The organism is Acinetobacter tandoii DSM 14970 = CIP 107469 (assembly GCF_000400735.1).
In the GTDB taxonomy this organism is placed as follows: Bacteria; Pseudomonadota; Gammaproteobacteria; order Pseudomonadales; family Moraxellaceae; genus Acinetobacter; species Acinetobacter tandoii.
In genome coordinates, this window is sequence record NZ_KE007360.1 from 108,707 (window position 1) to 135,147 (window position 26,441).

The 26,441-nt window shown below is 40.0% G+C and carries 20 protein-coding genes; 15 read left to right on the plus strand and 5 right to left on the minus strand.

What is annotated here, in order from left to right; genetic code table 11:
* The first annotated feature begins 5 nt into the window (after positions 1–5).
* Positions 6–1,604 carry a flavin-containing monooxygenase gene (locus I593_RS01480; RefSeq protein ID WP_016165816.1) on the plus strand — a complete coding sequence of 533 codons (1,599 nt, stop codon included), beginning with the start codon at positions 6–8 and terminating at the stop codon, positions 1,602–1,604.
* A 73-nt stretch (positions 1,605–1,677) separates the two neighbouring features.
* Here the strand turns inward: I593_RS01480 and gltA are convergent, their stop codons facing one another.
* Entirely contained in the window at positions 1,678–2,955 is a 1,278-nt protein-coding gene (gltA, locus tag I593_RS01485) for a citrate synthase (protein ID WP_016165817.1), read from the minus strand.
* A 996-nt stretch (positions 2,956–3,951) separates the two neighbouring features.
* Here gltA and sdhC point away from each other — a divergent pair.
* The 13 genes from sdhC (at position 3,952) to I593_RS01550 (ending at position 20,561) form a co-directional block, all read left to right on the plus strand.
* Complete coding sequence (gene sdhC / locus I593_RS01490; protein WP_026441307.1) at positions 3,952–4,350, plus strand: succinate dehydrogenase, cytochrome b556 subunit; 399 nt, start codon at positions 3,952–3,954, stop codon at positions 4,348–4,350.
* On the plus strand, positions 4,350–4,715 hold the full coding sequence (sdhD, locus tag I593_RS01495) for a succinate dehydrogenase, hydrophobic membrane anchor protein (RefSeq protein ID WP_004695554.1): 366 nt from the start codon (positions 4,350–4,352) through the stop codon (positions 4,713–4,715). The genes sdhC and sdhD overlap by 1 nt, the downstream gene beginning before the upstream one ends.
* Before the next feature lie 12 nt (positions 4,716–4,727).
* Positions 4,728–6,626: an FAD-binding protein gene (locus I593_RS01500; RefSeq protein ID WP_016165819.1), complete on the plus strand. Its 1,899-nt coding sequence runs from the start codon at positions 4,728–4,730 to the stop codon at positions 6,624–6,626.
* 14 nt (positions 6,627–6,640) lie between these two features.
* Positions 6,641–7,351, plus strand: a complete 711-nt coding sequence (locus I593_RS01505) for a succinate dehydrogenase iron-sulfur subunit (RefSeq protein WP_016165820.1) — start codon at positions 6,641–6,643, stop codon at positions 7,349–7,351.
* A 744-nt stretch (positions 7,352–8,095) separates the two neighbouring features.
* Positions 8,096–10,936 (plus strand): 2-oxoglutarate dehydrogenase E1 component, encoded by a 2,841-nt coding sequence (locus tag I593_RS01510; RefSeq protein ID WP_016165821.1) that lies wholly within the window; start codon positions 8,096–8,098, stop codon positions 10,934–10,936.
* The gene (gene odhB, locus I593_RS01515) at positions 10,936–12,150 is read left to right on the plus strand and encodes a 2-oxoglutarate dehydrogenase complex dihydrolipoyllysine-residue succinyltransferase (RefSeq protein WP_016165822.1); all 1,215 of its coding nucleotides are present in this window, start codon (positions 10,936–10,938) and stop codon (positions 12,148–12,150) included. Before I593_RS01510 ends, odhB begins: the two co-directional genes overlap by 1 nt.
* Before the next feature lie 60 nt (positions 12,151–12,210).
* Positions 12,211–13,644 (plus strand): dihydrolipoyl dehydrogenase, encoded by a 1,434-nt coding sequence (lpdA, locus tag I593_RS01520; RefSeq protein WP_016165823.1) that lies wholly within the window; start codon positions 12,211–12,213, stop codon positions 13,642–13,644.
* A 173-nt stretch (positions 13,645–13,817) separates the two neighbouring features.
* Positions 13,818–14,984 carry an ADP-forming succinate--CoA ligase subunit beta gene (sucC, locus tag I593_RS01525; RefSeq protein WP_016165824.1) on the plus strand — a complete coding sequence of 389 codons (1,167 nt, stop codon included), beginning with the start codon at positions 13,818–13,820 and terminating at the stop codon, positions 14,982–14,984.
* An 11-nt stretch (positions 14,985–14,995) separates the two neighbouring features.
* The gene (gene sucD, locus I593_RS01530; protein ID WP_016165825.1) at positions 14,996–15,886 is read left to right on the plus strand and encodes a succinate--CoA ligase subunit alpha; all 891 of its coding nucleotides are present in this window, start codon (positions 14,996–14,998) and stop codon (positions 15,884–15,886) included.
* Positions 15,887–16,014: 128 nt separating this feature from the next.
* Positions 16,015–16,689, plus strand: coding sequence for a response regulator transcription factor (locus I593_RS01535; protein ID WP_016165826.1), 675 nt, complete (start codon positions 16,015–16,017; stop codon positions 16,687–16,689).
* A 130-nt stretch (positions 16,690–16,819) separates the two neighbouring features.
* Positions 16,820–19,120, plus strand: a complete 2,301-nt coding sequence (gene tynA / locus I593_RS01540) for a primary-amine oxidase (protein WP_016165827.1) — start codon at positions 16,820–16,822, stop codon at positions 19,118–19,120.
* Between the two features lie 70 nt (positions 19,121–19,190).
* Positions 19,191–19,952 carry a TorF family putative porin gene (locus I593_RS01545; protein ID WP_016165828.1) on the plus strand — a complete coding sequence of 254 codons (762 nt, stop codon included), beginning with the start codon at positions 19,191–19,193 and terminating at the stop codon, positions 19,950–19,952.
* Between the two features lie 246 nt (positions 19,953–20,198).
* Complete coding sequence (locus I593_RS01550; RefSeq protein ID WP_016165829.1) at positions 20,199–20,561, plus strand: hypothetical protein; 363 nt, start codon at positions 20,199–20,201, stop codon at positions 20,559–20,561.
* Between the two features lie 17 nt (positions 20,562–20,578).
* Here the strand turns inward: I593_RS01550 and I593_RS01555 are convergent, their stop codons facing one another.
* From I593_RS01555 to trpS, 4 genes are all read right to left on the minus strand, one after another.
* On the minus strand, positions 20,579–21,388 hold the full coding sequence (locus I593_RS01555) for a VOC family protein (RefSeq protein WP_161635108.1): 810 nt from the start codon (positions 21,386–21,388) through the stop codon (positions 20,579–20,581).
* Between the two features lie 143 nt (positions 21,389–21,531).
* Entirely contained in the window at positions 21,532–23,241 is a 1,710-nt protein-coding gene (locus I593_RS01560; RefSeq protein ID WP_016165831.1) for a flotillin family protein, read from the minus strand.
* A 24-nt stretch (positions 23,242–23,265) separates the two neighbouring features.
* Positions 23,266–23,907 (minus strand): YqiJ family protein, encoded by a 642-nt coding sequence (locus I593_RS01565; RefSeq protein ID WP_016165832.1) that lies wholly within the window; start codon positions 23,905–23,907, stop codon positions 23,266–23,268.
* 378 nt (positions 23,908–24,285) lie between these two features.
* Complete coding sequence (trpS, locus tag I593_RS01570) at positions 24,286–25,299, minus strand: tryptophan--tRNA ligase (RefSeq protein ID WP_016165833.1); 1,014 nt, start codon at positions 25,297–25,299, stop codon at positions 24,286–24,288.
* Between the two features lie 198 nt (positions 25,300–25,497).
* Between trpS and I593_RS01575 the strand changes: the two genes are divergently transcribed.
* Positions 25,498–26,424 (plus strand): DUF808 domain-containing protein, encoded by a 927-nt coding sequence (locus I593_RS01575; protein WP_016165834.1) that lies wholly within the window; start codon positions 25,498–25,500, stop codon positions 26,422–26,424.
* The last annotated feature ends 17 nt before the right edge of the window (positions 26,425–26,441 follow it).

The following is a 26,441-nucleotide window of genomic DNA, read 5'->3' on the forward strand; positions in this document are numbered from 1 at the left end:
TTATCATGACAGAGAATATTTTACTGGAAAATTCAGATCAGAAAATTGAATCCGCCTTAGAAGAAGGTGCTGAATCTATTGGGGTAAAGGAAAACCTAACTTCCGTGACTCAAAAAAAAGCCAAAATACGAACTAAAGCGAAACAGCCACAGCCAACGCGTGTATATGATTGTATTGTGATTGGTGCAGGAATATCTGGTATAGCAGCTGCTTATAAGATGATACAAGCAGGCTATACTGACTTTTTAGTGTTTGAAAAAGCAGATCGCGTCGGTGGAACATGGCGTGACAACACTTATCCAGGCTGTGGTTGTGACGTACCATCTGCCTTGTATTCTTTTTCATTTGCGCCAAGTCATGCTTGGAGTCATCTCTTTGCTAAGCAAACAGAAATTTTGGCCTATTTAGAGCAGGTCACGAAGCAATTCAATTTGAATGACAAAATCAAATTTAAGCATGAGCTTTTGTCTGCCAAATGGAATGAAGCGCAGCAACAATGGGTTTTAGAAACATCACAGGGGAAATTTCTCGCTAAGACAGTGGTTTTCTCTACTGGCCCGATTACAGAACCTTCTGTGCCTCAAGTTAAGGGGATTGATACCTTCCAGGGGGAAATGTTTCATTCGGCACGTTGGAAACATGACTACGATTTAACAGATAAACGGGTTGCGGTAATTGGCACAGGTGCATCTGCAATCCAGTTTATTCCTCAAATTCAACCTGATGTTAAAGAGTTGATTGTTTTTCAACGTACTGCACCTTGGGTATTACCTAAAGCAGATCTCGCCTTGAATGATGCTGCTAAAGGCATCATTGCAAAATATCCTGTAATTCAACAGTTGTGGCGTGGAGGTGTTGCGCAAATTTTAAATGGGATTAACTTTGGATTGCGTCATCCTCAAATATTAGAACCGATTAATCTGCTGAGCAAACAGCTATTAAAATTACAAATTCAAGATCATACATTACGTAAAAATGTGACACCTAATTTCTCAATTGGTTGTAAACGACTTTTATTTGCCAATAATTATTATCCTGCCTTACAACAAGAAAATGTACAGCTTGTGCCACAGGGTTTGATTGAAATACAAGGGAATAAATTGATTGCTGCGAATGGTGAACAGTACGAGGTCGATGTGATTATCTGGGGGACAGGCTTTGAAGTTTCACACCCGCCTATAGGTAAGCGGGTTTATGATACGAATGAGCAACTCTTGGCTGAGCGTTGGAAAGAAAGCTCTCCAGAGGCATTTTTAGGTGCAAGCTTGGAACATGTACCTAATGCCTTTTTGGTGTTGGGTCCAAATATTCTGGTCTATGATTCATTTATTGGAATTGCTGAAGCGCAACTGGATTACATTATGAGCGGTTTACTGCAAATGCGAGATCAGGGCATTAAGCGGATACAAATTAAGCCTAAAGTACTTCATGAACATAATGTTGCAGTACAAAAGAACTTGCAGAAGACTGTTTTTAACCGTGGTGGTTGTAAATCTTATTATTTAGATAAAAATGGGCGAAATTTTGCTGCATGGCCGTGGTCGTTAAAGCAATTGAAACAACAACTAAAAAAATTGGACTTGGCTGATTATGATATCGCTTGATATTTAGTTTTATTCCACACGAAATAAAAAAACCACCCGAAGGGTGGTTTTTTTAATCATCAATTCTTTTGAATTAACGACCTTGGATGTCACGTTGAACTTCACCAGTGTAAAGCTGACGTGGACGACCAATTTTGTAAGGTCCGCTGTGCATTTCTAACCAGTGGCTGATCCAACCAACAGTACGTGCAAGTGCGAAGATTACAGTAAACATTTCTGTTGGGATACCAATCGCTTTAAGGATGATACCTGAGTAGAAATCTACGTTCGGGTAAAGGTTACGCTTGATGAAGTATTCATCAGATAACGCGATACGCTCAAGTTCCATAGCAAGTTCAAGCTGTGGATCGTTAATACCAAGTGCACCAAGAACTTCGTCACAAGTCTCTTTCATTACTTTAGCGCGTGGGTCAAAGTTCTTATAAACGCGGTGACCGAAGCCCATTAACTTAACTTCTTTAGTCTTCACTTTTTCCATGAAGCCAGCAACGTTTTCTACAGTGCCGATTTCATCAAGCATCTTAAGAACAGCTTCGTTCGCACCACCGTGAGCAGGACCCCAAAGTGCAGAGATACCAGCAGCGATACATGCATACGGGTTAGCACCGGTAGAACCAGCTAAACGAACAGTAGAAGTAGACGCGTTTTGTTCGTGGTCAGCATGAAGCGTGAAGATACGATCCATTGCTTTCGCAAGAATTGGGTTTACTTTGTAATCGCGGTCTGCTGGGGTAGCAAACATCATATGCAAGAAGTTTTCTGCATAGCTTAAGTCATTACGTGGGTAAACAAATGGTTGACCTACAGTGTACTTGTAGCTCCAAGCTGCAAGAGTAGGAACTTTCGCGATTAAGCGAATAGCAGTGATTTCACGGTGGTTAACATCTTCAATGTCTAAACCATTGTGATAGAACGCAGAAAGCGCACCTACTACACCCACCATGATTGCCATAGGGTGAGCGTCACGACGGAAACCATTGAAGAAACGGCTTACTTGGTCGTGAACCATAGTGTGGTTACGTACTTTAGCATCAAATTCAACTTTTTGTTCAGCAGTAGGAAGCTCACCATTTAATAATAGGTAGCAAGTTTCTAAGTAGTCTGCTTTAGTTGCAAGTTGGTCAATTGGGTAACCACGGTGTAAAAGTACACCTTTGTTACCATCAATGAAGGTAATTTTTGATTCGCAAGCTGCTGTAGCCATAAAACCAGGATCAAAAGTAAAGTGACCTGCGGCCAACACATCCTTAACGTCGATTACATCTGGGCCCAATGTGCCGCTGTAAATTGGTAATTCAATTTCTTTGCCATCAAGCTGTAATACGGCTTTTTTGCCAGTTGCTTCAGACATTCAATAGATCTCCTGTCCCGGTGAATGTTTAATCTGACTCGTAATACGAATCTTTTAATGCGCGAATCAGACGGATCAAAAATTTGCTAATTAGATTAGAGAGTACTGAAATTTTGTCAATTATACTTATGGATAAAAACTGACGCCCTCACAGAGGTTTAGTCAAATCCTTCCTTAGAGCAATGAGTAAAATCACAGCACCGCCGCGCTATGATATGTCAAAATATTCTTGAGGTGCAGAAAAAAAATAGTGCTCCATCTGAATTGTAAATATTTATAAAAAATATGAGGAGAGTATTTTTGAACAAATGGTGGGGTCAAACTGAATCGAAATTCATCTAATTTTCATAACTTACATTCATTTTTGTTCATATTTTATTTCATTTTTTAGCTAAATTTGGCATTAAGTTCTAATCCTAAAGTTTGATTCAATTGATCAAAAAATAACTCATTGAATTTTGAATTTTGATTAAAAAATAGGCTTTAGACGTAATTTTTTGCAATTTCTGAGCAATTTAAACCCTTAAAATTTATAAGTAGTTTGTATTTAATTATGGCTAAGTCATTATTTAATCACGTTATATCATAAAATTATTGTTCTAAATAAATAGTGAACATTTTGATAGGAAATGCAAGTCTTTCCATATAAAGGAAAGGATTATCAAATAGAGCACATATCTTGCTTATCTTTAGTCTAAAAATACAAAAACATCGAATTAGGGTTAGAAAGGTCAGAACTGAGAGGATAAATGATAAAAACCAATAGCATAGCAATGAATTTGAGCTAAATTATTGGTTTTTATAGAATGTTAATTTTGTTAATGATTCTTATTTAAAGGTTTTTTGTTAAAAAACCAGTCTTTGATTGTTTGTATTTTGACTTTTCGCGTTTTATAATTCGGTGTCGTTTTGAGTTTAGGCATTTGCTTGCCTGACAATGCCAGCTTTCCTTCGAATTAATTCCAACAAACTCCGGATGGAGTTTTTACTTACAGGATGCCCGCTGTGAAAAGCAACAGACCTGTCAATTTGTCCATGGGTCAAGTTTTAGAAGTAAACTTAAAATCCCCTGTGGCTATTGCATCAATTTTACACCGTCTATCTGGTGTCATCGTATTTTTACTCGTACCGGTACTTTTATGGATTTTAGACAAGTCATTGTCTTCTCCTGAAGGTTTTGCGCAAGTACAAGCTATTTTTAATAGTTTTATCGTGCGTTTTATCGTATGGGTATTTGTAGCCGGCTTAATTTTCCACTTTATTGCGGGTGTTAAGCATTTACTTGCGGATCTAGGTATTGCTGAAGAACTGCAAAGTGGTCGTGTCGCAGCTACTATTTCATTGATCTTGTCTGCAATCGGTATCATTGCGGCATTTGTATGGATTGTTATCTAATGAAAAGTGCTACTGGTTTAACGGGTTCAGGTTCTCGCGATTGGTTTATCCAGCGCGTAAGTGCTGTCGTATTAGCAGTTTATACTGTTGTTGTTTTAGGTTGGATCCTATGCAATGGTGGTTTTAGCTACGAACAGTGGTACGGCTTTATGATGACAGCTCCAATGAAGATCTTATCTTTATTAGCAGTCTTATCTCTTGTTGCACATGCATGGATTGGTATGTGGCAAGTATTCACTGACTATGTGACTACTCGTCAAATGGGGCCTTCGGCTTCAGGTTTACGCCTTGTACTGACTTCAGCAGTAATTATTGCTGTATTTGCATATGCGATCTGGGCAATCCAGATTTTTTGGGCGAATTGATAGGAAGAGATCATGGGCGCTATAACCCCTAAAGAAGATTACACAAATATTCCACACGAAACTTTCGATGCTGTCATCGTTGGTGGTGGTGGTTCAGGTATGCGCGCGTCTTACCAACTTGCTCAAGCTGGTTTAAAAGTTGCGGTTTTGACTAAAGTATTCCCAACACGTTCACATACAGTTGCAGCGCAGGGCGGTATTGGTGCATCTCTTGGAAACATGCAAGAAGATAACTGGCACTACCACTTCTATGACACTGTAAAAGGTTCAGACTGGTTAGGTGACCAAGACGCAATCGAATTCATGACGCGTGAAGCACCACAAGTTGTTTATGAATTAGAACACTTGGGTATGCCATTTGACCGTAACGCAGATGGTACGATTTACCAACGTCCATTTGGTGGTCACTCTGCAAACTATGGTGAAAAAGCCGTTCCACGTGCTTGTGCTGCTGCTGACCGTACAGGTCATGCGCTTCTTCACACGCTTTATCAAAGCAACGTGAAAATGGGTACTCAATTCTTTGTTGAATGGATTGCGCTTGACCTTATCCGTAATGAAGCGGGTGATGTACTCGGTGTAACTGCATACGACCAAGAAACAGGTAAAATTGCAGTATTCCAAGCTAAAGCGACATTGTTTGCTACTGGCGGTGCAGGTCGTGTTTACCGTGCATCTACTAACGCATATATCAACACTGGTGACGGTCTTGGTATGGCAGCTCGTGCAGGTATTCCATTACAAGATATGGAATTCTGGCAGTTCCACCCTACAGGTGTTGCGGGCGCAGGTGTATTGTTGACAGAAGGTTGTCGTGGTGAAGGTGCGATCCTTCGTAACGATGCTGGTGAGCCGTTCATGGAACGCTATGCACCAACTTTAAAAGACTTGGCGCCACGTGACTTCGTATCACGTTCGATGGACCAAGAAATTAAAGAAGGTCGCGGTTGTGGTCCTAAGAAAGACTACATCTTGCTTGATATGACGCACTTGGGTGCTGAAACAATCATGAAACGTCTTCCATCTGTATTTGAGATTGGTAAGAAATTCGCGAACGTTGACATCACGAAAGAGCCAATTCCTGTAGTACCGACAATCCATTACCAAATGGGTGGTATTCCTACAAACATTCATGGTCAAGTTGTAGTGCCAGAAAGCCGTGAAACTTCACCGCTTGAAGCGAACTACAATAAAGAGACTGATGTTTATTCTACCAATGCAGGTGAACGTAACTTCACTAAACCAGTAAAAGGTTTCTATGCAATTGGTGAATGTTCTTGCGTATCTGTACATGGTGCAAACCGTTTGGGTACGAATTCTCTGCTTGACTTGGTTGTATTTGGTAAAGCTGCTGGTGAACACATCATCGACTACGTGACTAAACACCATGGTGATGAATACCAACCGCTTCCTACAACTGTACTTGAGCAAACTGTTGCACGTATCCGTAAATTGGATGAGTCAACAACAGGTGAAAATGCACAAGAAGTTGCTGATGCAATTCGTGACATCGTACAAGACCATGCTGGTGTATTCCGTACACAAGCGTTGCTTGATAAAGGCGTGAAAGAAATTCTTGCGATTGAATCACGTGTTCGTAACATTCATTTGAAAGACAAATCTAAGGTATTCAACACGGCACGTATTGAAGCTTTAGAAGTTGAAAACTTGTATGAAGTTGCTAAAGCGACCTTGATTTCTGCTGCTGCACGTAAAGAATGCCGTGGTGCACATACAGTTGTAGATTTTGAAGAATCTCCAGATCATCCAGAATACCCATATGGTCGTCGTGATGATGAGTGGATGAAGCACACATTATGGTTCTCTGCTGACAATCGTCTAGAGTACAAACCAGTGCGTTACAAGCCATTATCTGTCGCTGCTATTCCACCTAAACCACGTACGTTCTAATTAGGAGAAGTAAGATGAGTAGAGGTACTCGTACATTTAATATCTACCGCTACGATCCTGATAAGGATGCAGCACCGTACATGCAGACTTTTAAGCTTGAATTGACTGATAAGCATCGTATGTTGCTTGATGCACTTCTTGCATTGAAAGTACAGGATGAATCGTTAACATTCCGTCGTTCGTGCCGCGAAGGTATTTGTGGTTCTGATGGTGTAAACATCAATGGTAAAAACGGTTTAGCATGTCTTTGGAATCTCAATGATTTGCCGGATGTGATTACTGTTCGTCCGCTTCCAGGTCTTCCTGTTGTGAAAGACTTGGTTGTGGATATGAACCAGTTCTACGATCAGTACAATAAAATCCATCCATTCTTGATTAATAATCAACCTGCGCCACCGAAGGAGCGTTTACAGTCTCCTGAAGAGCGTGAACACTTAGATGGTCTATATGAATGTATTTTGTGTGCATGTTGTTCAACTTCATGCCCATCATTCTGGTGGAACCCAGACAAATTCTTAGGTCCATCTGCATTATTAAATGCGTATCGTTTCATTATCGATTCGCGTGATACAGCGACTCAAGAGCGTTTGGCTCGTCTTGATGACCCATTCTCATTGTTCCGTTGTAAAGGCATCATGAACTGTGTATCAGTATGTCCTAAGGGCTTAAACCCAACTAAAGCAATCGGTCATATCCGTAATATGCTTTTAGATATGGCTGGCTAATCTTTAAAGATTAATGAGACTTAAAAAAAGCACACTTTCGGGTGTGCTTTTTTATGAAATGCAAAAATAGTTTGTTATACAGTTTTACACTTCCAGTGAAAGCACATAGACATAATTTGTGCGATTCGTGTAAAACGAAGGGATTATTTATGCTGAAAAGCGGTTGTTGCGTAGAATAAATGCTATTATATAACGTTAGAAAAGGGCAGTTTGTAAGAAGGTGCTCTTTTTTGCTATTTGAAAAACTTAAATAGAACTTTGGTCTAGATTGCATCTTAATTGATGATAAATCACCATAGTTTACAGCATAAAATGTGGAGTGTATTTCGCTGATTTATGGATGGTATGTGTCAAAAAAATCAATTGGTGAAAGTGGAACATGTTACGATTTAATGCATCGTTATATTGAAAAAACCATGGTTAATTATTACCCGTTTTTTGATATAAATTGAGTGCTTACCTATTTTCTAAGTGGTTTTAGAAAAGCTAAATCGAGAATTTATCTTTTCTAAAACGATTTTGCAAAAAATTGCTCGGTTTCGGTCGAGTATATATGGATGAGTGATGATGCCATTGAGGGTGTTGTTGTTCATTTTTCACATCAGGATACTCCTAATGTGGTGATAACGCCCTGAGGCTGATGTCTGCTGGGGACTAATGTCATGTTACCAATTTGACATTATCAATCATGGGGTTGCTTAAAAGGCACCTAAAATATTTTTGCAATAGGAAATGGGTCCACAAATGCAAGAAGTTGCTGACGCTTTGCGTCTTGACACTGAACTTTCCGCTGATAGTGCAGCGTATATTGAAGAACTTTATGAGCAGTATTTGACGTCACCGGAATCAGTTGGTGCTGATTGGCGCGAATACTTCGATAAATTCCCGAAAGGTGATCAACCACACAGCAATGTACGTGAGCAATTCCTCTTATTAGGCCGCAATTCAAGCCGTGTTCAGGCGGTGGTGCAAAGCACAGTTAGTACTGAACATGAGCGTCGTCAAATTGGCGTATTACAACTTATTGCAGCGTATCGTAACCGTGGTCATCAGAAAGCGAAGCTTGATCCTTTAGGTTTGGCAAAACGTGAAATCGTGCCTGATCTTGATCTTGCAGCACATGGCTTAACTCAATCGGATTTAGACACTGTATTTAATACAGGTAATCTGTTGATTGGTAAAGATGAAGCCACTTTAGGTGAAATGGTTCAAGCCATGGAAGCAACGTATTGTGCTTCGATTGGTGCAGAATACATGCACATTGTTGATACCAAAGAAAAACGCTGGATTCAACAACGTCTTGAAGGTGCTCGTGGCCAATTCAATTTTACAGCAGAACAGAAAAAACACGTATTAGAGCGTTTAACTGCTGCTGAAGGTCTTGAAAAATTCCTTGGTAATAAATACGTCGGTGCAAAACGTTTTGGTGTTGAAGGTGGTGAATCTTTCATTCCAATGGTTGATGCTTTGATTCAACGTGCAGGTTCTGTAGGTTGTAAAGAAGTTGTCATTGGTATGCCACACCGTGGTCGTTTAAACCTTTTGGTTAACATCATGGGTAAAAACCCTGCTGACCTATTTGGTGAGTTCGAAGGTAAGAGCTTACATAAAAAGGGTTCTGGTGATGTTAAATACCACCAAGGTTTCTCTTCAAATGTAATGACTCCAGGTGGCGAAGTTCACTTGGCATTGGCATTTAACCCATCACATTTAGAAATCGTTGGACCAGTAGTAGAAGGTTCGGTACGTGCACGTCAAGTTCGTCGTAAAGACATTGGCGGTGATGATGTATTGCCAGTGATTGTTCATGGTGATGCGGCATTTGCTGGACAAGGTGTTAACCAAGAAACCTTCCAAATGTCACAAACACGTGGCTATACAGTAGGTGGTACGGTTCACATTGTTGTGAATAACCAAGTAGGTTTCACTACTTCTGATCCACGTGATGCGCGTTCTACAGAATACTGTACAGACATTGCAAAAATGATCCAAGCACCGATTTTCCATGTGAACGGTGATGATCCTGAATCAGTATTGTTCGTTGCTCAATTAGCACATGATTTCCGTCATACATTCCGTAAAGACGTTGTAATTGACATGTTCTGTTACCGTCGTCGTGGTCATAACGAAGCGGATGAGCCAGCAGCAACTCAGCCAATGATGTATCAAGTCATCAACAAGAAAACGACGACTCGTGCATTGTATGCAGACCAATTGGTTCAGCAAAATGTGTTAGATCGTGCTGCTGCTGACCAAATGGTAGAAGATTACCGTTCTGATCTAGAAGCGGGCAAGCATGTTGCTAACGCATTGGTATTAGAGCCAAATACAAAAATGTTTGTAGATTGGACGCCATACCTAGGCCATGAATACACAGACATTTGGGATACAACTTTCTCTGAAGATCGCTTAAAAGAACTTGGTCGCAAAATGCGTGAGCTTCCTGAAGGCTTCGTAATGCAGCGTCAGGTTGCAAAAGTGATTGATGATCGCCTGAAAATGCAAACTGGTGAAATGCCATTGAACTGGGGTGCTGCTGAAACTTTAGCTTATGCATCACTTTTGGATGAAGGTTTCCTTGTTCGTTTAACAGGTGAAGACGTTGGTCGTGGTACATTCTCACACCGTCATGCGAAGTTGCATAACCAAGTAGATGGTTCAACTTACATCCCACTTTGCCACATCAAAGAAAATCAACCACGTACAGCAATTTATGACTCATTATTGTCAGAAATGGCGGTGTTAGGTTTTGAGTATGGTTATGCAACCACGCTTCCTAAGAGCTTGGTGATTTGGGAAGCGCAATTTGGTGACTTCGCAAACTGTGCACAGGTTGTAATCGATCAGTTTATCGCTTCAGGTGAAACGAAGTGGGAACGTGTTTGTGGTTTAACTTTACTTCTTCCGCATGGTTTTGAAGGTCAAGGTCCAGAGCACTCATCTGCACGTTTAGAACGTTTCTTACAGCTATGTGCTGAAGACAACATGCAAGTGATGACACCGACTACACCTGCACAGATTTTCCATGCTTTACGTCGTCAAGCGATTCGCCCAATTCGTAAGCCAATGATCATCATGTCGCCGAAGTCTTTGCTTCGTCACAAACTTGCAACGTCTACTTTAAGTGAGCTTGCAAACGGCACATTCCAGACAGTGATTGATGAGATCGATAACATCAACAAAGCAGACGTAACCCGTTTGGTACTTTGTGGTGGTAAGGTTTACTACGATTTACTTGAGAAACGTCGTGAGCAAGAGTTAAATAACACTGCAATCATTCGTATTGAACAATTGTATCCATACCCAGAACAACGTATTGCTGAAGTCCTTGCTCAATATCCAAACGTAAAAGAAATTGTTTGGACGCAAGAAGAGCCGAAGAACCAAGGTGCTTGGTTATTTATCGCACCACGTTTATACGATGATGTGATGAAATCAGGTAAACAAGTACGTATCAGTTATGCAGGTCGTGAAGCTTCTGCTGCACCGGCTTGTGGTTCACCATATTTGCATGCAAAACAACAAGCTCAGCTGGTTAATGACGCTTTAGCGATCGTAGCTGAACAATCAGGAGATTCTAAGTAATGGCAACCGAAATTAAAGCACCGGTATTCCCAGAGTCAGTTGCAGACGGTACGATTGCAACTTGGCACAAACAACCAGGTGAGGCAGTATCACGTGATGAAGTGATCTGTGACATTGAAACAGACAAAGTTGTTTTAGAAGTCGTTGCTCCTGCTGACGGTACAATCGTTACAATTATTAAAAATGAAGGCGACACAGTGCTTTCAGCTGAAGTGATTGCTCAGTTTGAAGAAGGTGCGGTTTCTGGTGCTGCTGCAACTGAAGCAGTTCAAGATGAAGCGAAAGTTGAACAAGCTGCTGCAAACACTCAAGCAGGTGCTGCACCAGTCGTTGAACGTGCTCAACAAGTTCAAGATCAAGCTCCTGCTGTTCGTAAAGCATTAACTGAGTCTGGTATTCCTGCTGCTGATGTTGCGGGTACAGGCCGTGGTGGTCGTATCACTAAAGAAGATGTTGCAAACCATCAAACTAAACCTGCTGCTGCTGTTGCACCTTTAAGTGTTGCAGTTGGCGAGCGTATTGAGAAACGTGTTCCAATGACACGTCTTCGTAAGCGTGTTGCTGAGCGTTTACTTGCAGCGACTCAAGAAACTGCAATGTTAACGACGTTCAACGAAGTGAACATGAAGCCAATCATGGAAATGCGTGCGCAATACAAAGACGCATTCGAGAAGCGTCATGGTGCGCGTCTTGGCTTTATGTCTTTCTTTGTTAAAGCGGCAACTGAAGCACTTAAACGCTATCCAGCGGTTAATGCATCAATTGATGGCGACGACATTGTTTACCATGGTTACTATGACATCGGTGTAGCCGTATCTTCTGACCGTGGTTTAGTGGTACCAGTGCTTCGTGATACAGACCGTATGAACTATGCTGAAGTTGAAAATGGTATCCGTGATTACGCTTACAAAGCGCGTGATGGTAAATTAGGTATCGAAGACATGACTGGCGGTACGTTCACTATCACTAACGGTGGTACATTCGGTTCATTGCTTTCTACGCCAATTTTGAACACACCACAAACTGCAATTTTAGGTATGCACAAAATCCAAGAGCGTCCTATGGCAGTGAATGGTCAAGTAGAAATCTTGCCAATGATGTATTTAGCGCTTTCTTATGACCACCGTTTAATCGATGGTAAAGAAGCTGTAGGTTTCCTTGTAACAATCAAAGAATTGTTAGAAGAACCAGCTAAATTGATCCTTGACCTTTAATTGATAGAATAAAAATAACAGGCTTAGAGCGATCCTCTAAGCCTGTATTTGGAGATAAACATGTCTCAACAATTTGATCTTGTTGTAATTGGCGGTGGCCCAGGTGGCTATGAAGCAGCGATTCGTGCAGCGCAATTAGGTTTTAAAGTTGCTTGTATCGAAAAACGTATTCACAAAGGCAAGCCATCTTTAGGTGGTACTTGCTTAAACGTGGGTTGTATCCCTTCTAAAGCTTTACTTGATTCTTCTCACCGCTACGAAGATACAGTTCATCATTTAGATGATCACGGTATTACAACAAGTGAAGTGAAGTTTGACTTGGCTAAAATGCTTGACCGTAAGGATAAAATCGTCAACCAATTAACTATGGGTGTCGACGGACTTCTTAAAGGTAATGGTATCGAATGGTTAAAAGGGACTGGTAAATTACTTGCTGGTAAAAAAGTTGAGTTTGTTTCTCATGAAGGTGAAACTCAAATTTTAGAGCCAAAATATGTGATTCTTGCATCTGGTTCTGTGCCTGTAAATATTCCTGTAGCTCCTGTTGATCAAGACATTATTGTTGATTCAACTGGTGCTTTAGAATTCCAAGAAGTTCCTAAGCGTTTAGGTGTTATTGGTGCTGGCGTAATTGGTTTAGAACTTGGTTCAGTATGGCGTCGTCTTGGTGCTGAAGTTGTTGTATTTGAAGCAATGGATGCATTTTTACCAATGGCTGATAAAGCATTGGCTAAAGACTACCAAAAAGTATTGACTAAACAAGGTTTAGACATTCGCGTAGGCGCTAAAGTTGCTGGTACTGAAGTTAACGGTCGTGAAGTGACAGTTAAGTACACGCAAGGTGGCGAAGACAAGACTCAAACTTTCGATAAATTAATCGTTTGTGTTGGTCGTCGTGCTTATGCAGAGGGTTTATTGGCTGATGATTCAGGTATTAAACTCACTGAACGTGGTTTAGTTGAAGTGAACGATTGGTGTGCAACTTCTGTTGAAGGTGTATATGCGATTGGTGACTTGGTACGTGGTCCAATGCTTGCACATAAAGCAATGGAAGAAGGCGTAATGGCTGTTGAACGTATTCACGGTCATGCTGCACAAGTCAACTATGACACAATCATTTCTGTAATCTATACACACCCAGAAGCGGCGTGGGTAGGTCTAACAGAAGAGCAAGCGAAAGAAAAAGGCCATGAAGTTAAAACTGGTCAATTCGGTTTCGCTGCAAATGGTCGTGCAATGGCTGCTGGTGAAAATGCAGGTTTCGTGAAGTTCGTTGCGGATGCAAAAACTGACCGTTTATTGGGTATGCACGTAATCGGACCTGCTGCATCTGATATCGTACACCAAGGTATGATCGCACTTGAGTTTGTATCTTCTGTTGAAGACTTGCAGTTGATGACTTTTGGTCACCCAACATTCTCTGAAGTTGTTCATGAAGCTGCATTGGCTGTCGATGGTCGAGCAATTCACGCGATTCAGCGTAAACGTAAATAAGACAAGAAAAGAGCGGTTTTAACCGCTCTTTTTTTTGATTAAAGGTTGTTTTTACCAGAACAATCTACTACAAATAAGAAAGAAAAAATGTAAAAGGACTAATACCAAATAAGACGTGAGTCTAGGAATTAGTCGGTCCATAACAAAGCAAAGAAGTAGTAAAAGGTTAGTCAATGAATCTACATGAGTATCAAGCCAAAGCGTTATTAAAAAAATATGGTATGCCTGTTCAAGAAGGTGTATTGGCAACCAATGCTGAAGAAGCAGTAAAAGCCTTTGAGCAGCTTGGCGGAAAATTCGCAGTCATGAAAGCGCAGGTGCACGCTGGTGGTCGAGGTAAGGCTGGTGGCGTTAAAGTCGTCAAATCCAGCATTGAAGCGGCAGATTACGCAAACCATATCATCGGTACTCGTTTAGTGACTTATCAAACCGATGCTAATGGTCAGCCTGTGAATAGTGTTTTGGTTTGTGAAGATGTCTATCCAGTAGAACGTGAGTTATATCTTGGAGCAGTCGTTGATCGTTCAAGTCGACGTGTAACTTTTATGGCATCGACCGAAGGTGGCGTTGAAATTGAGAAAGTTGCAGAAGAAACTCCAGAAAAAATTATCAAAGTAGAAGTAGACCCTTTGGTGGGTTTACAGCCTTTCCAAGCACGTGAAGTAGCATTTGCTTTGAAATTAAAAGATGCTCAGATTGCACAATTTGTCAAAATTATGACGGCTGCATATCAGGCATTTATTGAAAATGATTTTGCTTTATTCGAGATTAATCCATTATCTGTTCGTGAAAATGGTGAAATTTTATGTGTTGATGCCAAAGTTGGTATTGATTCGAATGCCTTATATCGTTTGCCAGAAGTTTCTGCACTACGTGACAAGTCGCAAGAAAATGAACGTGAGCTTAAAGCATCTGAATTTGATCTGAACTATGTTGCACTTGAAGGCAATATTGGCTGTATGGTCAATGGTGCAGGTTTGGCAATGGCTACTATGGACATCATTAAACTTTATGGTGGGCAGCCTGCAAACTTCCTTGATGTTGGTGGGGGTGCAACCAAAGAACGTGTAATTGAAGCTTTCAAATTGATTTTGGCAGATACCTCGGTACAGGGTGTATTGATTAATATTTTTGGTGGTATTGTTCGCTGTGACATGATTGCGGAAGCCATTATTGCTGCGGTGCAGGAAGTACATGTGAGTGTTCCTGTCGTGGTTCGTTTAGAAGGCAACAATGCGGAATTGGGTGCAAAAATTCTAGATGAATCAGGTTTGAAATTAACTTCTGCAAACGGCTTGGCTGATGCAGCAGAAAAAATTGTTGCAGCAGTAAAAGCATAAGGAGTGCCATCATGAGCGTATTAATTAATAAAAACACAAAAGTATTGGTACAAGGCTTCACAGGTAAGAATGGTACGTTTCATTCTGCACAAGCGCTGGATTATGGAACCAAAGTGGTGGGCGGTGTAACCCCAGGTAAAGGTGGAACCACACATTTAGATTTACCCGTTTTTAATACCATGAAAGATGCTGTGCGTGAAACGCAAGCTGATGCATCGGTGATTTATGTGCCAGCACCTTATGTGCTTGATTCAATCATTGAAGCGGTAGATTCAGGTGTTGGACTGATTGTGGTAATTACCGAAGGTGTACCGACTATAGATATGCTTAAAGCCAAGCGCTATTTAGAAACCAATGGCAATGGTACGCGTCTAGTCGGTCCCAACTGTCCTGGGGTGATCACACCAGGCGAATGTAAGATTGGAATTATGCCAGGTCATATTCATCAACCAGGGCGCATCGGAATTATTTCACGTTCAGGAACCCTGACTTACGAAGCGGTTGCTCAGACCACTAAACTGGGTCTAGGGCAATCGACCTGTATCGGTATTGGAGGAGATCCAATTCCGGGTATGAACCAAATTGATGCATTAAAACTGTTCCAAGATGATCCAGATACTGATGCGATTATCATGATTGGCGAAATTGGGGGCACGGCTGAAGAAGAAGCTGCGGAATATATTCAGTCTAATGTTTCTAAACCTGTAGTGGGTTATATTGCAGGGGTAACAGCGCCAAAAGGTAAACGTATGGGACATGCTGGTGCAATTATCTCTGGTGGTAAGGGGACAGCCGAAGAAAAATTCGCAGCTTTTGAACGAGCAGGAATGGCATATACTCGTAGCCCTGCGGAGTTAGGTGCAACCATGTTACAAGTATTAAAAGAGCAAGGTCTAGCTTAAGTTACTGAATTATCATCATAAAGAGCGTATGTTGCCTAGGCAGCATACGCTCTTTTTCATGTTTAAAAATTACATTTGGTATACAAATTGCTGTGCACGGATATGAGCTTTATTAGTGTCCGTATACGATGCAAACTTTAAATTGGAATCAATTCAGCGAAGAGTTTAGTCGCAACATTCAGAAAGTTATTCCATTTGATGGACTGGTTGCGTTTAATATCAATTCAGAAACATCAGCCAGTCAATATTCATTTAAAGGTGTGAATCATATCGCTGTAGATGAATACTTGGGGCATATGCAGCATTATGATCCTGTACATTATCGTTTTGCTTTTGATAAAGCGGAAATGAAATTTAGTGTATTACAAGCGGCAGCATCAAATGCAATGTATGAAGATTTCTGCCAAAAATGGGACGTGAAAGATACGGTTGAATTATTCTTTCGCAAGAATGGTGTTCCAGTCAGAGGAATGAGTTTGGTTCGATCTTCAGCCTATACGGAATTTTCTAATCAAGAATTAAAAATAATAGAGTCATTTTATGATTTGACCACATGTTGTTTTAATCAAATTTATGATGTTTCTAGTCATCAGGTTAGCCTATTTAATGAAGGTTTAACTGAGTCACTAACGCGACAAGAATCTAAAATATTAGGCTTGTTATGTAAAGGTCTAAATAATCAGGCACTTGCCAATGAAATGCATTGTGGAATATCAACTATTAAGACCCATCTACAGCATATCTATCAAAAAACACAGGTCAGAAGCCGTCAGGAATTGATGAGCCGAGTACTGTCTGGCTGACATTCATAATAAATATAAGATCGATCTATCTTCAATTTTAAAAATCATCCTTTGGGATGATTTTTTTGCATAGGGAACAGCGTAATTTTTCAGCATAGAAAAACAGTTTGTAAGGCTAAGGAAATCCGAGATGAAAACATTACATTCACAAATGCTGAAAAAATATCTTAAACAAATATCAAATGTTGTTGGTGTAATGGCAATTGGTGCATGTGCAAATCAAGCGATGGCACATGGTGAAGCAGCGAAAATGTTACCGTTACAACAAGCCATGCAATCGGTTGGTGCAACGGTACAGCAAGACCAATATGCCAATATCTATACCATCAGCAAAAATTCGACCTTAGTCCGAGCAAAACCAAATTCAACCACCATTATGGTGAATGGAAAGCCTTTAAAAATTTCGGCACCCATTATTGTAAAAGACGGTCAAGCCATGGCATCGGAAACATTGGCAAATGAGATTTTCCAATCTGGCCTTGATCAAACCTTTCAAGTTGAAACTGTAAAGCACCCGTTAAATACCTTAACGACAGAAGAAATCCAGTCAGTGACGAAGATCATTCAGGCAGATCAACGTGCACCGAAAGCATTACGTTTCAGCCGTATTCGTTTACAAGAACCTGAAAAAAATGCAGTTTGGAACAGTGTGCTGAATCATACTGAATATAAAGGTCCACGTTTAGCCGAATTTAGCTTATTACAAAGCGATAATATTATTGAGGGTGTGGTTGATCTGAACACACAACAAGTAAAGGCTTGGAAGGTCTTACCTGCAACGCATGGAATGGTGTTGTTGGATGACTTTATGATGGTACAAGAGGTTATTCAGAAGAGTCCAGAGTATAAAGCTGCGTTAGCAAAACGTGGCATTACAGATGTCACTAAAGTCGTGGGTACACCACTGACTGTAGGATACTTTGGTGGTGAAGATGGTTTAAATAAAGAACTTAGCTTACTGAAAATTGTCAGCTATCTTGATGTAGGTGATGGAAACTATTGGGCACATCCTATTGAGAATTTGGTTGCTGTCGTCGATTTAGACAAAAAGAAAATTGTCAAAATTGAAGAGGGCAGTTTAGTGCCTGTACCCATGACACCACGTCCTTATGATGGTCGTGATAAAAAAGCAGAAACACGTAAGCCTCTGAATATTGTAGAACCTGAGGGTAAAAACTACAGCATCACGGGTCAGTATATTCATTGGGGCAACTGGTGCTTCCATGTCGGGCTTGATTCTCGTGTAGGTTTACAAGTTGGCACAGTCACTTTTAAAGATAAGGGCGTAAAACGTAAAGTCATGTACCAAGGCAATCTTGGGGGAATGGTTGTGCCTTATGGTGATCCAGATATGGGTTGGTACTTCAAGTCTTATCTCGACTCTGGTGAATATGGAATGGGTACGTTGACCTCATCTATTGAGCGGGGTAAGGATGTTCCTGAGAATGCTGTACTGCTTGATGCAGTGATTGCTGATTACGAAGGTAAACCAATGACGATTCCAAATGCAATTGCTGTATTTGAACGTTATGCGGGACCCGAGTTTAAACATCAAGAAATGGGACAAAGCAATGTAAGTGCCGAGCGCCGTGAGCTTGTGGTGCGCTGGATTAGTACAGTTGGTAACTATGACTACATGTTTGATTGGGTCTTCTCAGACAATGGCACCATAGGGATTAATGCGGGTGCTACAGGTATTGAAGCGGTTAAAGGGGTAAAAGCATCAACTATGCATGATGCAACAGCCAAAGAAGATACCCGTTACGGAACTTTGATTGATCATAATATTGTGGGAACAACCCATCAGCATATTTATAACTTCCGTTTAGACTTAGATGTCGATGGTGAGAACAATACACTGACCCACATGAACCCTGTTGTAAATGTGAATAAAAAAGGTGTGCGTAAAAGCACGATGGAAATCGAAAAACATGTGGTGAGTAATGAACAAGAAGCAGCAGAGAAATTTAATCCATCAACCATTCGTTTAATCAGTAACTATTCGAAAGAGAACAAAGTTGGCAATCCCGTTTCTTATCAACTGATTCCATTTGCTGGTGGCACGCACCCAATTGCCAAAGGCGCAAACTTTAGTCCAGATGAATGGTTATTCAAACGTTTAAACTTTATGGATAAGCAAATTTGGGTCACTAAATACAATCCGACTGAACTCTATCCAGAGGGTGCGTATCCAAACCGTTCTGACAAAGATACAGGCTTGGGGCAATTTGTTAAAAATAATGACAACATTGATAACAAAGACTTGGTCGTGTGGTTAACCACGGGTACAACCCATGTTGCTCGAGCAGAAGAATGGCCAATCATGCCAACGGAGTGGGTGAATGTACTGCTTAAACCATGGAACTTCTTCGATGAAACACCAACTTTGAATCTAAACACACCAAAAGATACGGCGACACATTCACATTAATGCTGCGATAGCACTAAAACATGCCATATCAAAACTTTGATGTGGCAAATCTTAAGATTTGGGGGAATCTATGTTTAAATCATGTGTTCAACGGTTGTTGACTGTATCACTTTTAATGTCATCAGTTTCAGTATTAGCAGAGGAAGCAACGACTTCTGAATCAATACCTGCAATTACAGTTGCAGGCTCTATGGCAATGTTGACGGATTATCGCTTCCGTGGAGTGTCTATGTCGAATCGTGATCCTGCCGTTCAAGGGGCTTTAAACTTTTCGCATAAATCAGGCGTCTATCTAAGTTTATGGGCATCGAATGCGGATGTTGGGGCAGGAGGGAATGTCGAAGCTGACTTCTTTGTGGGCTATATTCTACCCATCACCGAAAAATCATTCCTAGATATTAACTATGCCGATGTGAATTATCCTGGCACGATCAAAGAATATCACACCGATTTTAGTGAGTTTGGCGTGAATTATAATCATAGTGATTTAATGAAGGGTGGTGACTATTTTACAGCAGGAGTGTTTTACTCACCTGAGTTCGCTTTTAAATCAGGTAAAGAAATCTATTTGAATACCAGTTACAAATTTCCAGTGTATAAAAATATTAAACTTGTTTCGAGCTTGGGCTATACCAAACTGGAAGACAACGAACAGTTTGCTAAAGCATTTGGTGGTGATGGTCAGCAAGATGATTATTTTGACTATAAAATTGGTTTAGGTGCAGAAGTTTTGGGGTTAAATTCAGAGTTAGTATGGATTGACAATAATATTGATAGTGATGCCAATATTATGAAAGGAACTGTCGTATTCTCTTTGACCAAACAGTTCTAATCCAGAAAATAATTATTTTAAAGTGAGAAGAGGCTTCAATATGATGAAGCCTTTTTTTAATAGGATTTTTATTTTCTGAAAAATCAGGGTTGTAGTTTAATTTGGCATGGTATGTGATGTTGTTTAACTATGCTATATTTATGCATAAAATTCTATTTTTTCGACACCGTATTGCAGATGTTAAGACATGTTTATGTGTTCTTTTTCAGGATATTCGCTCTGATTATTCTATTGATGAGTGCTGCTATGGCTGAAAATGAAGACGTCTACATGGATGAATTTATTGGTGATGAAATTTTTTATTATTATCAGTATCTTGCGGAGCAGCATAATGAAAAAGAAAATGACTATAGCGTAGCGAATAATGACTTTTATGAAAATGAATATATTCGAGTTTTTAATTATACCGCTTATAATTCTGAAAATTTCACCAATAAACTAGGAACAGGTGAATTCAACAGTGCAGATTTAGATGCCTTAAAGATATCATTTGGTTATGGTATTGAAATTAAATTAAATAAGCGTAATAAACTTGGCTATGAATATTTGTCAAATTTTCCCTATGATCGAGGGCAGTTAATTCGAATCTTTTGGGTACAGTTATTCTAAAATGCACGAATATTTTTTTATTCATTTTTTGAAATAAGTAAATCTTCGATAATAATTTTTTTCATACGTGTTAGCGTTGAATAGGCTTCGGGATGACTCGCTAAGATTTGTGCAAGGTTTTTTGGAATGACCTGCCAACTAATACCAAAAACATCTTTGCACCAGCCACACCAACTTTCCGAACCATGTTCGGTAAAATAATTCCAGTAATAATCAATTTCTTGCTGTGTTTTACACGGAATCACAAAAGAAACGGATTCATTAAAATCAAAAATATGCTTATGGGGGCTATCTTTTGCTATAAATTTCAGGTGGTTCAAGCTAAAAATGCTATTTTGTATTTTTCCTTCAAAGTCACCAGAAGGGTAGCGAAGCAATTGATGGCGCTGAAATTCTGGAAAAATCTTCTGATAGTATTGTAGGGCTTGCGAACACTGGTTCTGATGCATACCACAAAATAATAAATTGGGAAGAATGTGTTGTTGTGTTTTACCTCCGTTACCTAGTTGTAATTGCCAGGTATAGCCAAATTGATCTTGAACCCAACCATAATAAGCGTTCCAAGAATAATGACCGAGATCAATAATGCTTGCACCGCCGAGAATAAGTTTTTGCCATAGCGCGTTAATTTCTTCGCGACTATCGCAAATCACTGTAAAAGAGATGGCTGGATTAGGTAAGAAATAGGGACCACCATTTATCCCAATAAAGCATTGATTGGACAAAGATGCTTTTACGACTGTCTGATTATGTTCAAGGACTATGCTGTTTGGAAAAACTGAGCAATAGAATTCAAATGCTTCTAACGCTTGATTATCAAACCACAAAGCAGGATAGATCGTAAGATGCATGCATGGTCCTTGTGTTTAGGTCCTATAAGGTTGAATTTTAACTGAGTATGACGTGGCAATATGTAATATTTTGATGAAAAAAGCGCAACTTAAGTTGCGCTTAATTTTATAAATGGAATTTATACTTTGCTTTGCGGTTTCAGTTGTTGGGTCAAACCATTGATATCACCACCATGCAGTCCAAGTTCACTCATAAGGCTATCGATTAATGGAGCTTGTGAACGATAGCGTAAAGCACTATTCACGACTTGATCGGACAGTGAAGCAGTTGAATGTTCAGGAGTCGATTCATGACCATGAGGATGTGCAACACTTCCTAAACCATTGACCTGCAAAATTTTAATATCATCAATACCTTCCATTGGTTTAACACTTTCGCGAATAATTTCAGGTAGATATTTCAGTAAAGCCAGTCGAATTTGCATTTCAACTTGCTCAGACGATAAGGTGTTATTTGCCTCATGCACGGCACGAGTACCTTCAGCATCAACCTGATATTGTTTTTCCATAGCTTGTGCCAGTAAAACTTTGGCATCTGCTTCACCTTTGGCGTGTAGGCGGGCTTTTTCAGCTTCAGCTTCCGCAGCAATTCGAATTGCTTCCGCTTCGTCCACCGCTGCTTTTTTACCAGCTTCAGCCGCAACAGTAATCGCAATCGCATCTTTTTCAGCAGCTTGTTTTGCTGCAACCAATTCAACCGCTTTTTCACGTTCAGCACGTTGCGTTTCACGGACGGTGAGAACTTCTTCTTCTGCTTTAACTGCCTGAGCACGAGCTTGGTCTGCTTGAGCTTTGGCTTCTGATTCTGCGCGAGACTTTTCAGCAATCGCAATTGCGCGATCTTGCTCTGCCAATTCAATGGTTTTTTTTTGCTCGACCTGAGCTTTTTGAATAAGTTGAGCTTTCAAAATATTTTCATTTTCTACATCGCGGGCAGAAGCGATACGCTTTAATTCAACTTCACGTTCAGCTGCAATTTGTGCTTCTTCTGCATCACGTTTTTTAGCTGCTTCTTGTGCTGCAATTTCAGCAAGCTGTTCTGCTCGACGGACTGAAATTTCACGTTCTTGTTGTAATTTGGCGTACTCTTCTTCACGTAAAATTTGTAAACGTGCTTGCTCAGCTTCTAAGTTTTTAGTTTTAATTGCAAGATCTGCATCTTGTTCAATTACATTGCGTTTTTTACGACGGTCTTCAATGGTTTCTGTAAGTTTGGTTAAACCTTCTGCATCGAACGCATTTTGCGGGTTAAAGTATTTAAAACTGGTCTGATCTAAACCAGTTAAAGAGACTGTTTCAAGCTCTAAACCATTCTTGAATAAATCTTCTGATACGACTTGTTGAACTTTTTGTACAAAATCTACACGCTTTTCATGTAGCTCTTCCATCGCCATTTCAGCAGCGACTGCGCGCAAAGAGTCAACAAATTTACCTTCAACCAAATTTTTAAGTTCATTGGGTGACATGGTTTTTCGACCAAGGGTTTGAGCTGCTGTTGCAATAGATTCAGCAGTTGGTTTTACCCGCACATAAAACTCTGCCATTACATCGACACGCATACGATCACGTGTAATGAGGGCTTGTTCTTCTGCACGAACCACTTCGAGTCGAAGAGTATTCATATTTACTGGAATAATTTCATGCAATACAGGCAGAACGATGGCACCACCATTCAAGATGACCTTCTCGCCACCAAATCCTGTACGGACAAATGAAATTTCTTTACTTGAACGTTGATATAAACGGGCGACTATAAAGCCAATAACAATAATTGCGACAAAAATAATGCCTGCAATTAGTAACAAATTGATAAGATTTGAATTTAGCATCGTATACTCAAAATTTAAGTGTTGTTAAGTTTCAGAACGTATGGCTTGAAAGCCAATTTTTGTTTTTTGGGTCAGAACTACTTGTTGACCTTGTTTAAAAGCATCTTCTTGTTCTGGTTCGACCAGAATATAATGAATTTGTCCAAATTGATCTTTGACTTTGGCTTGAGCAGGGGAATGAGGCTTAGCAATACCAATCACAATGACCGCCGTACGCCCCACCAATTCTTCACTAAATATTGCTGTAGTCTCATCTTGCGGTAAAATTCTTGAGGTAACTTTTGCGGTGAAACGTACCAATGGCATACACAAAAAGAAACTTGCAGGTGCTAAAAGCCAAGCACTCCAATAGGCTCCTGTAAATAAGTGAGCAATTGTTTGTAGTAGTAGCCCAAATAAACCAAAAATCGTGAGAAAGATAATAAACCAGATTAATAAAGGCACACGCCCCAGATATAACCAGTCCAATACCTGTAATAACCAACTGGCTTCAGTATCTATATCGACTTCAGGTGAAGTGAGATCAGCAGGTAAAAGTTGGTCAAGAATACCTTGAGTACCTCCACCCAGTAACAATAACGTTAGCTCAAAAAAGGCAAAGAGAAAGAGAAGGCATATTGAAATGCTAAAAATGAGATTTGACGGGTGCGTCACAAGTTCCCACATGATCGAATTCTCTTTTTTTAATGATATTTATAACAAATAAAATACAAATTTATTCTTTAATATATAAGATAGCATCGAAATGAGAATAAGTCTAAAAAACTTTAGGCAAAAAAATACGCAATGATTGGGGTGACCATTGCGTAGAACAACGAATCTGTTTGCACAGTTCGGTTAAGGAGAAATGTTAACAATTTAGGATTTCCTAAATCATGGGAGAATGTTAATCGTAATGAGTCTCAAGGTCATGAGCAATCACGTTACTTCATGTTAAATCACGTTAATAATTGGAGAGTCTTGTGATTGGGGCGATGTTTTTTTATTCTAAAAAATTAAAGGCCTTATGAAAGACCTTTAATTTGCGATGTTACTCAAATGTATTTAGAAGTGGAATACACCTAAACCTGACTTCACTTCATCCAAAGTTTGTTGTGTAATATCTCGGCATTTATCTGTGCCTGCTTTCAAAATATCCATAATATAATCAGGGTCTTTAGCAAGTTCGATACGACGTTCACGAATTGGTCCGATTAATTCTTTCAACACACCTTCCAAGCGTTTTTTCACCGTACCATCACCTAAACCACCACGACGATAGTGTGCTTTTAATTCTTCGACTTCTTCTTTATTCGGATCAAAAGCATCTAAATAAGTGAATACGATATTCCCTTCAACTTGACCTGGATCTTCAATACGCAGGTGGTTCGGGTCGGTATACATCGCATTTACGGCTTTTTTAATGTCTTTATCGCTGGCATCAAGCACAATCGTATTACCTAAAGATTTTGACATTTTTGCCTTACCATCAAAGCCAGGTAAACGACTCATATTAGAGAGTAGTGCCTTACATTCTGGTAATAAGTCCTGACCGATTTGACGGTTGATGCGACGAACAATCTCGTTGGTTTGTTCAATCATTGGAATTTGGTCTTCACCAACAGGAACAACAGTGGCTTTAAATGCGGTAATGTCAGCAGCTTGAGCGACTGGATAACATAGGAAGCCTGCTGGAATATCGCGTTCAAAACCACGCATCTGAATTTCAGATTTAATGGTTGGGTTACGCTCTAAACGTGAAACGGTCACGAAGTTGAGATACAACATCGTAAGTTCATTTAACGCAGGTAAACACGATTGAACACAGATGGTAGTTTTGGTTGGGTCAATACCAACAGCTAAGTAATCTGTTGCAACTTCAAGGATATTACGACGTACTTTTTCAAAGTTGTCTGCATTATCAGTCAATGCTTGTGCATCAGCCAATAAAAGATGTTGATGATGTGAATCTTGTAGACCCACACGTGAACGTAATGAACCAACAAAATGACCTAAGTGAAGTTGCCCAGTCGGACGGTCGCCAGTCAAAATGACTGGACGATTATCTTGATTACTCATTTTCTTTTCCAAAAAGTAGTGTATTTACTACATCTGCAGTCAATTAATGGGCTACATTGTACGGCATAATTTTTTTTAATGTCAGTCAGAAAAAAATAGAAGTAGAAAAAAATTAAATCCGAACATAAATCATCAGGTAAATACAGTTTTTTTCTTCAGATCCCATTAAAATAGAGCAAATTTCTTAGGATAAATATAATGGCAAGTAGCTTATTAATATTATTAGATGATATTGCGACTGTATTAGATGACGTTGCTGTCATGAGCAAAGTGGCTGCCAAGAAAACAGCGGGTGTTTTGGGGGATGACTTGGCGCTCAATGCGCAACAAGTCAGCGGTTTACGAGCAGAACGCGAATTGCCTGTAGTCTGGAGTGTCGCGAAGGGTTCTTTTGTCAATAAACTGATTTTAGTCCCGCTGGCACTGTTAATTAGTGTAGTGGCGCCGTGGCTGATTAATCCTTTATTGATGATTGGTGGTCTATTCTTATGTTATGAAGGTGTGGAAAAAGTTTTACACAGTTTGCAACATCGAAAGGCGACCAATGAGCAGGAGGCAGAAGAAGAACTTCACACTATTGAAACTGACCTCGTTACTTATGAGAAAGAGAAAATCAAAGGTGCAGTTCGTACCGACTTTATTTTGTCAGCAGAAATTGTGGTGATTTCTTTGGGTACAGTAGCAACAGCTACGTTTATGAGTAAATTGACGGTACTCAGCATTATTGCGATTGTAATGACTATTGGGGTATACGGATTTGTCGGATTGATTGTCAAAATTGATGATATTGGGCTGTACCTAACTCAACAAAGCTCGAATGCGAAACAGAAAGTAGGACACTTTTTATTGGCTTTTGCACCTAAGCTCATGAAAACATTAACTGTAGTTGGCACAATTGCAATGTTCTTGGTGGGCGGAGGGATTATTAATCATGCGGTACCGCTTATCCATCATTTTACAGAAGATACAGTTGATCACTTAGAGTTAATTCCTAACTTTGGCAGTATTGTCGGTGCATTAACGCCAACTTTAATTAACTTGATGATTGGTGTTACCGCAGGCTTGGCGGTGATTCTTGTACTAACTGTGTTTAAAAAGATTTGGCCGAACTCAAAACAGGCTTAAGCTTAAAGGGTCTACTT

Coding starts and splice junctions, on each gene's coding strand:
- odhB (WP_016165822.1), top strand. CDS start 10,936: ATGGCAACCGAAATTAAAGCACCGGTATTCCCAGAGTCAGTTGCAGAC.
- I593_RS01565 (WP_016165832.1), bottom strand. CDS start 23,907: ATGTGGGAACTTGTGACGCACCCGTCAAATCTCATTTTTAGCATTTCA.
- lpdA (WP_016165823.1), top strand. CDS start 12,211: ATGTCTCAACAATTTGATCTTGTTGTAATTGGCGGTGGCCCAGGTGGC.
- I593_RS01550 (WP_016165829.1), top strand. CDS start 20,199: ATGGCTGAAAATGAAGACGTCTACATGGATGAATTTATTGGTGATGAA.
- sucD (WP_016165825.1), top strand. CDS start 14,996: ATGAGCGTATTAATTAATAAAAACACAAAAGTATTGGTACAAGGCTTC.
- sdhC (WP_026441307.1), top strand. CDS start 3,952: ATGCCCGCTGTGAAAAGCAACAGACCTGTCAATTTGTCCATGGGTCAA.
- I593_RS01535 (WP_016165826.1), top strand. CDS start 16,015: ATGCAAACTTTAAATTGGAATCAATTCAGCGAAGAGTTTAGTCGCAAC.
- gltA (WP_016165817.1), bottom strand. CDS start 2,955: ATGTCTGAAGCAACTGGCAAAAAAGCCGTATTACAGCTTGATGGCAAA.
- I593_RS01500 (WP_016165819.1), top strand. CDS start 4,728: ATGGGCGCTATAACCCCTAAAGAAGATTACACAAATATTCCACACGAA.
- tynA (WP_016165827.1), top strand. CDS start 16,820: ATGAAAACATTACATTCACAAATGCTGAAAAAATATCTTAAACAAATA.
- I593_RS01510 (WP_016165821.1), top strand. CDS start 8,096: ATGCAAGAAGTTGCTGACGCTTTGCGTCTTGACACTGAACTTTCCGCT.
- sdhD (WP_004695554.1), top strand. CDS start 4,350: ATGAAAAGTGCTACTGGTTTAACGGGTTCAGGTTCTCGCGATTGGTTT.
- I593_RS01480 (WP_016165816.1), top strand. CDS start 6: ATGACAGAGAATATTTTACTGGAAAATTCAGATCAGAAAATTGAATCC.
- I593_RS01575 (WP_016165834.1), top strand. CDS start 25,498: ATGGCAAGTAGCTTATTAATATTATTAGATGATATTGCGACTGTATTA.
- I593_RS01560 (WP_016165831.1), bottom strand. CDS start 23,241: ATGCTAAATTCAAATCTTATCAATTTGTTACTAATTGCAGGCATTATT.
- I593_RS01545 (WP_016165828.1), top strand. CDS start 19,191: ATGTTTAAATCATGTGTTCAACGGTTGTTGACTGTATCACTTTTAATG.
- I593_RS01505 (WP_016165820.1), top strand. CDS start 6,641: ATGAGTAGAGGTACTCGTACATTTAATATCTACCGCTACGATCCTGAT.
- sucC (WP_016165824.1), top strand. CDS start 13,818: ATGAATCTACATGAGTATCAAGCCAAAGCGTTATTAAAAAAATATGGT.
- trpS (WP_016165833.1), bottom strand. CDS start 25,299: ATGAGTAATCAAGATAATCGTCCAGTCATTTTGACTGGCGACCGTCCG.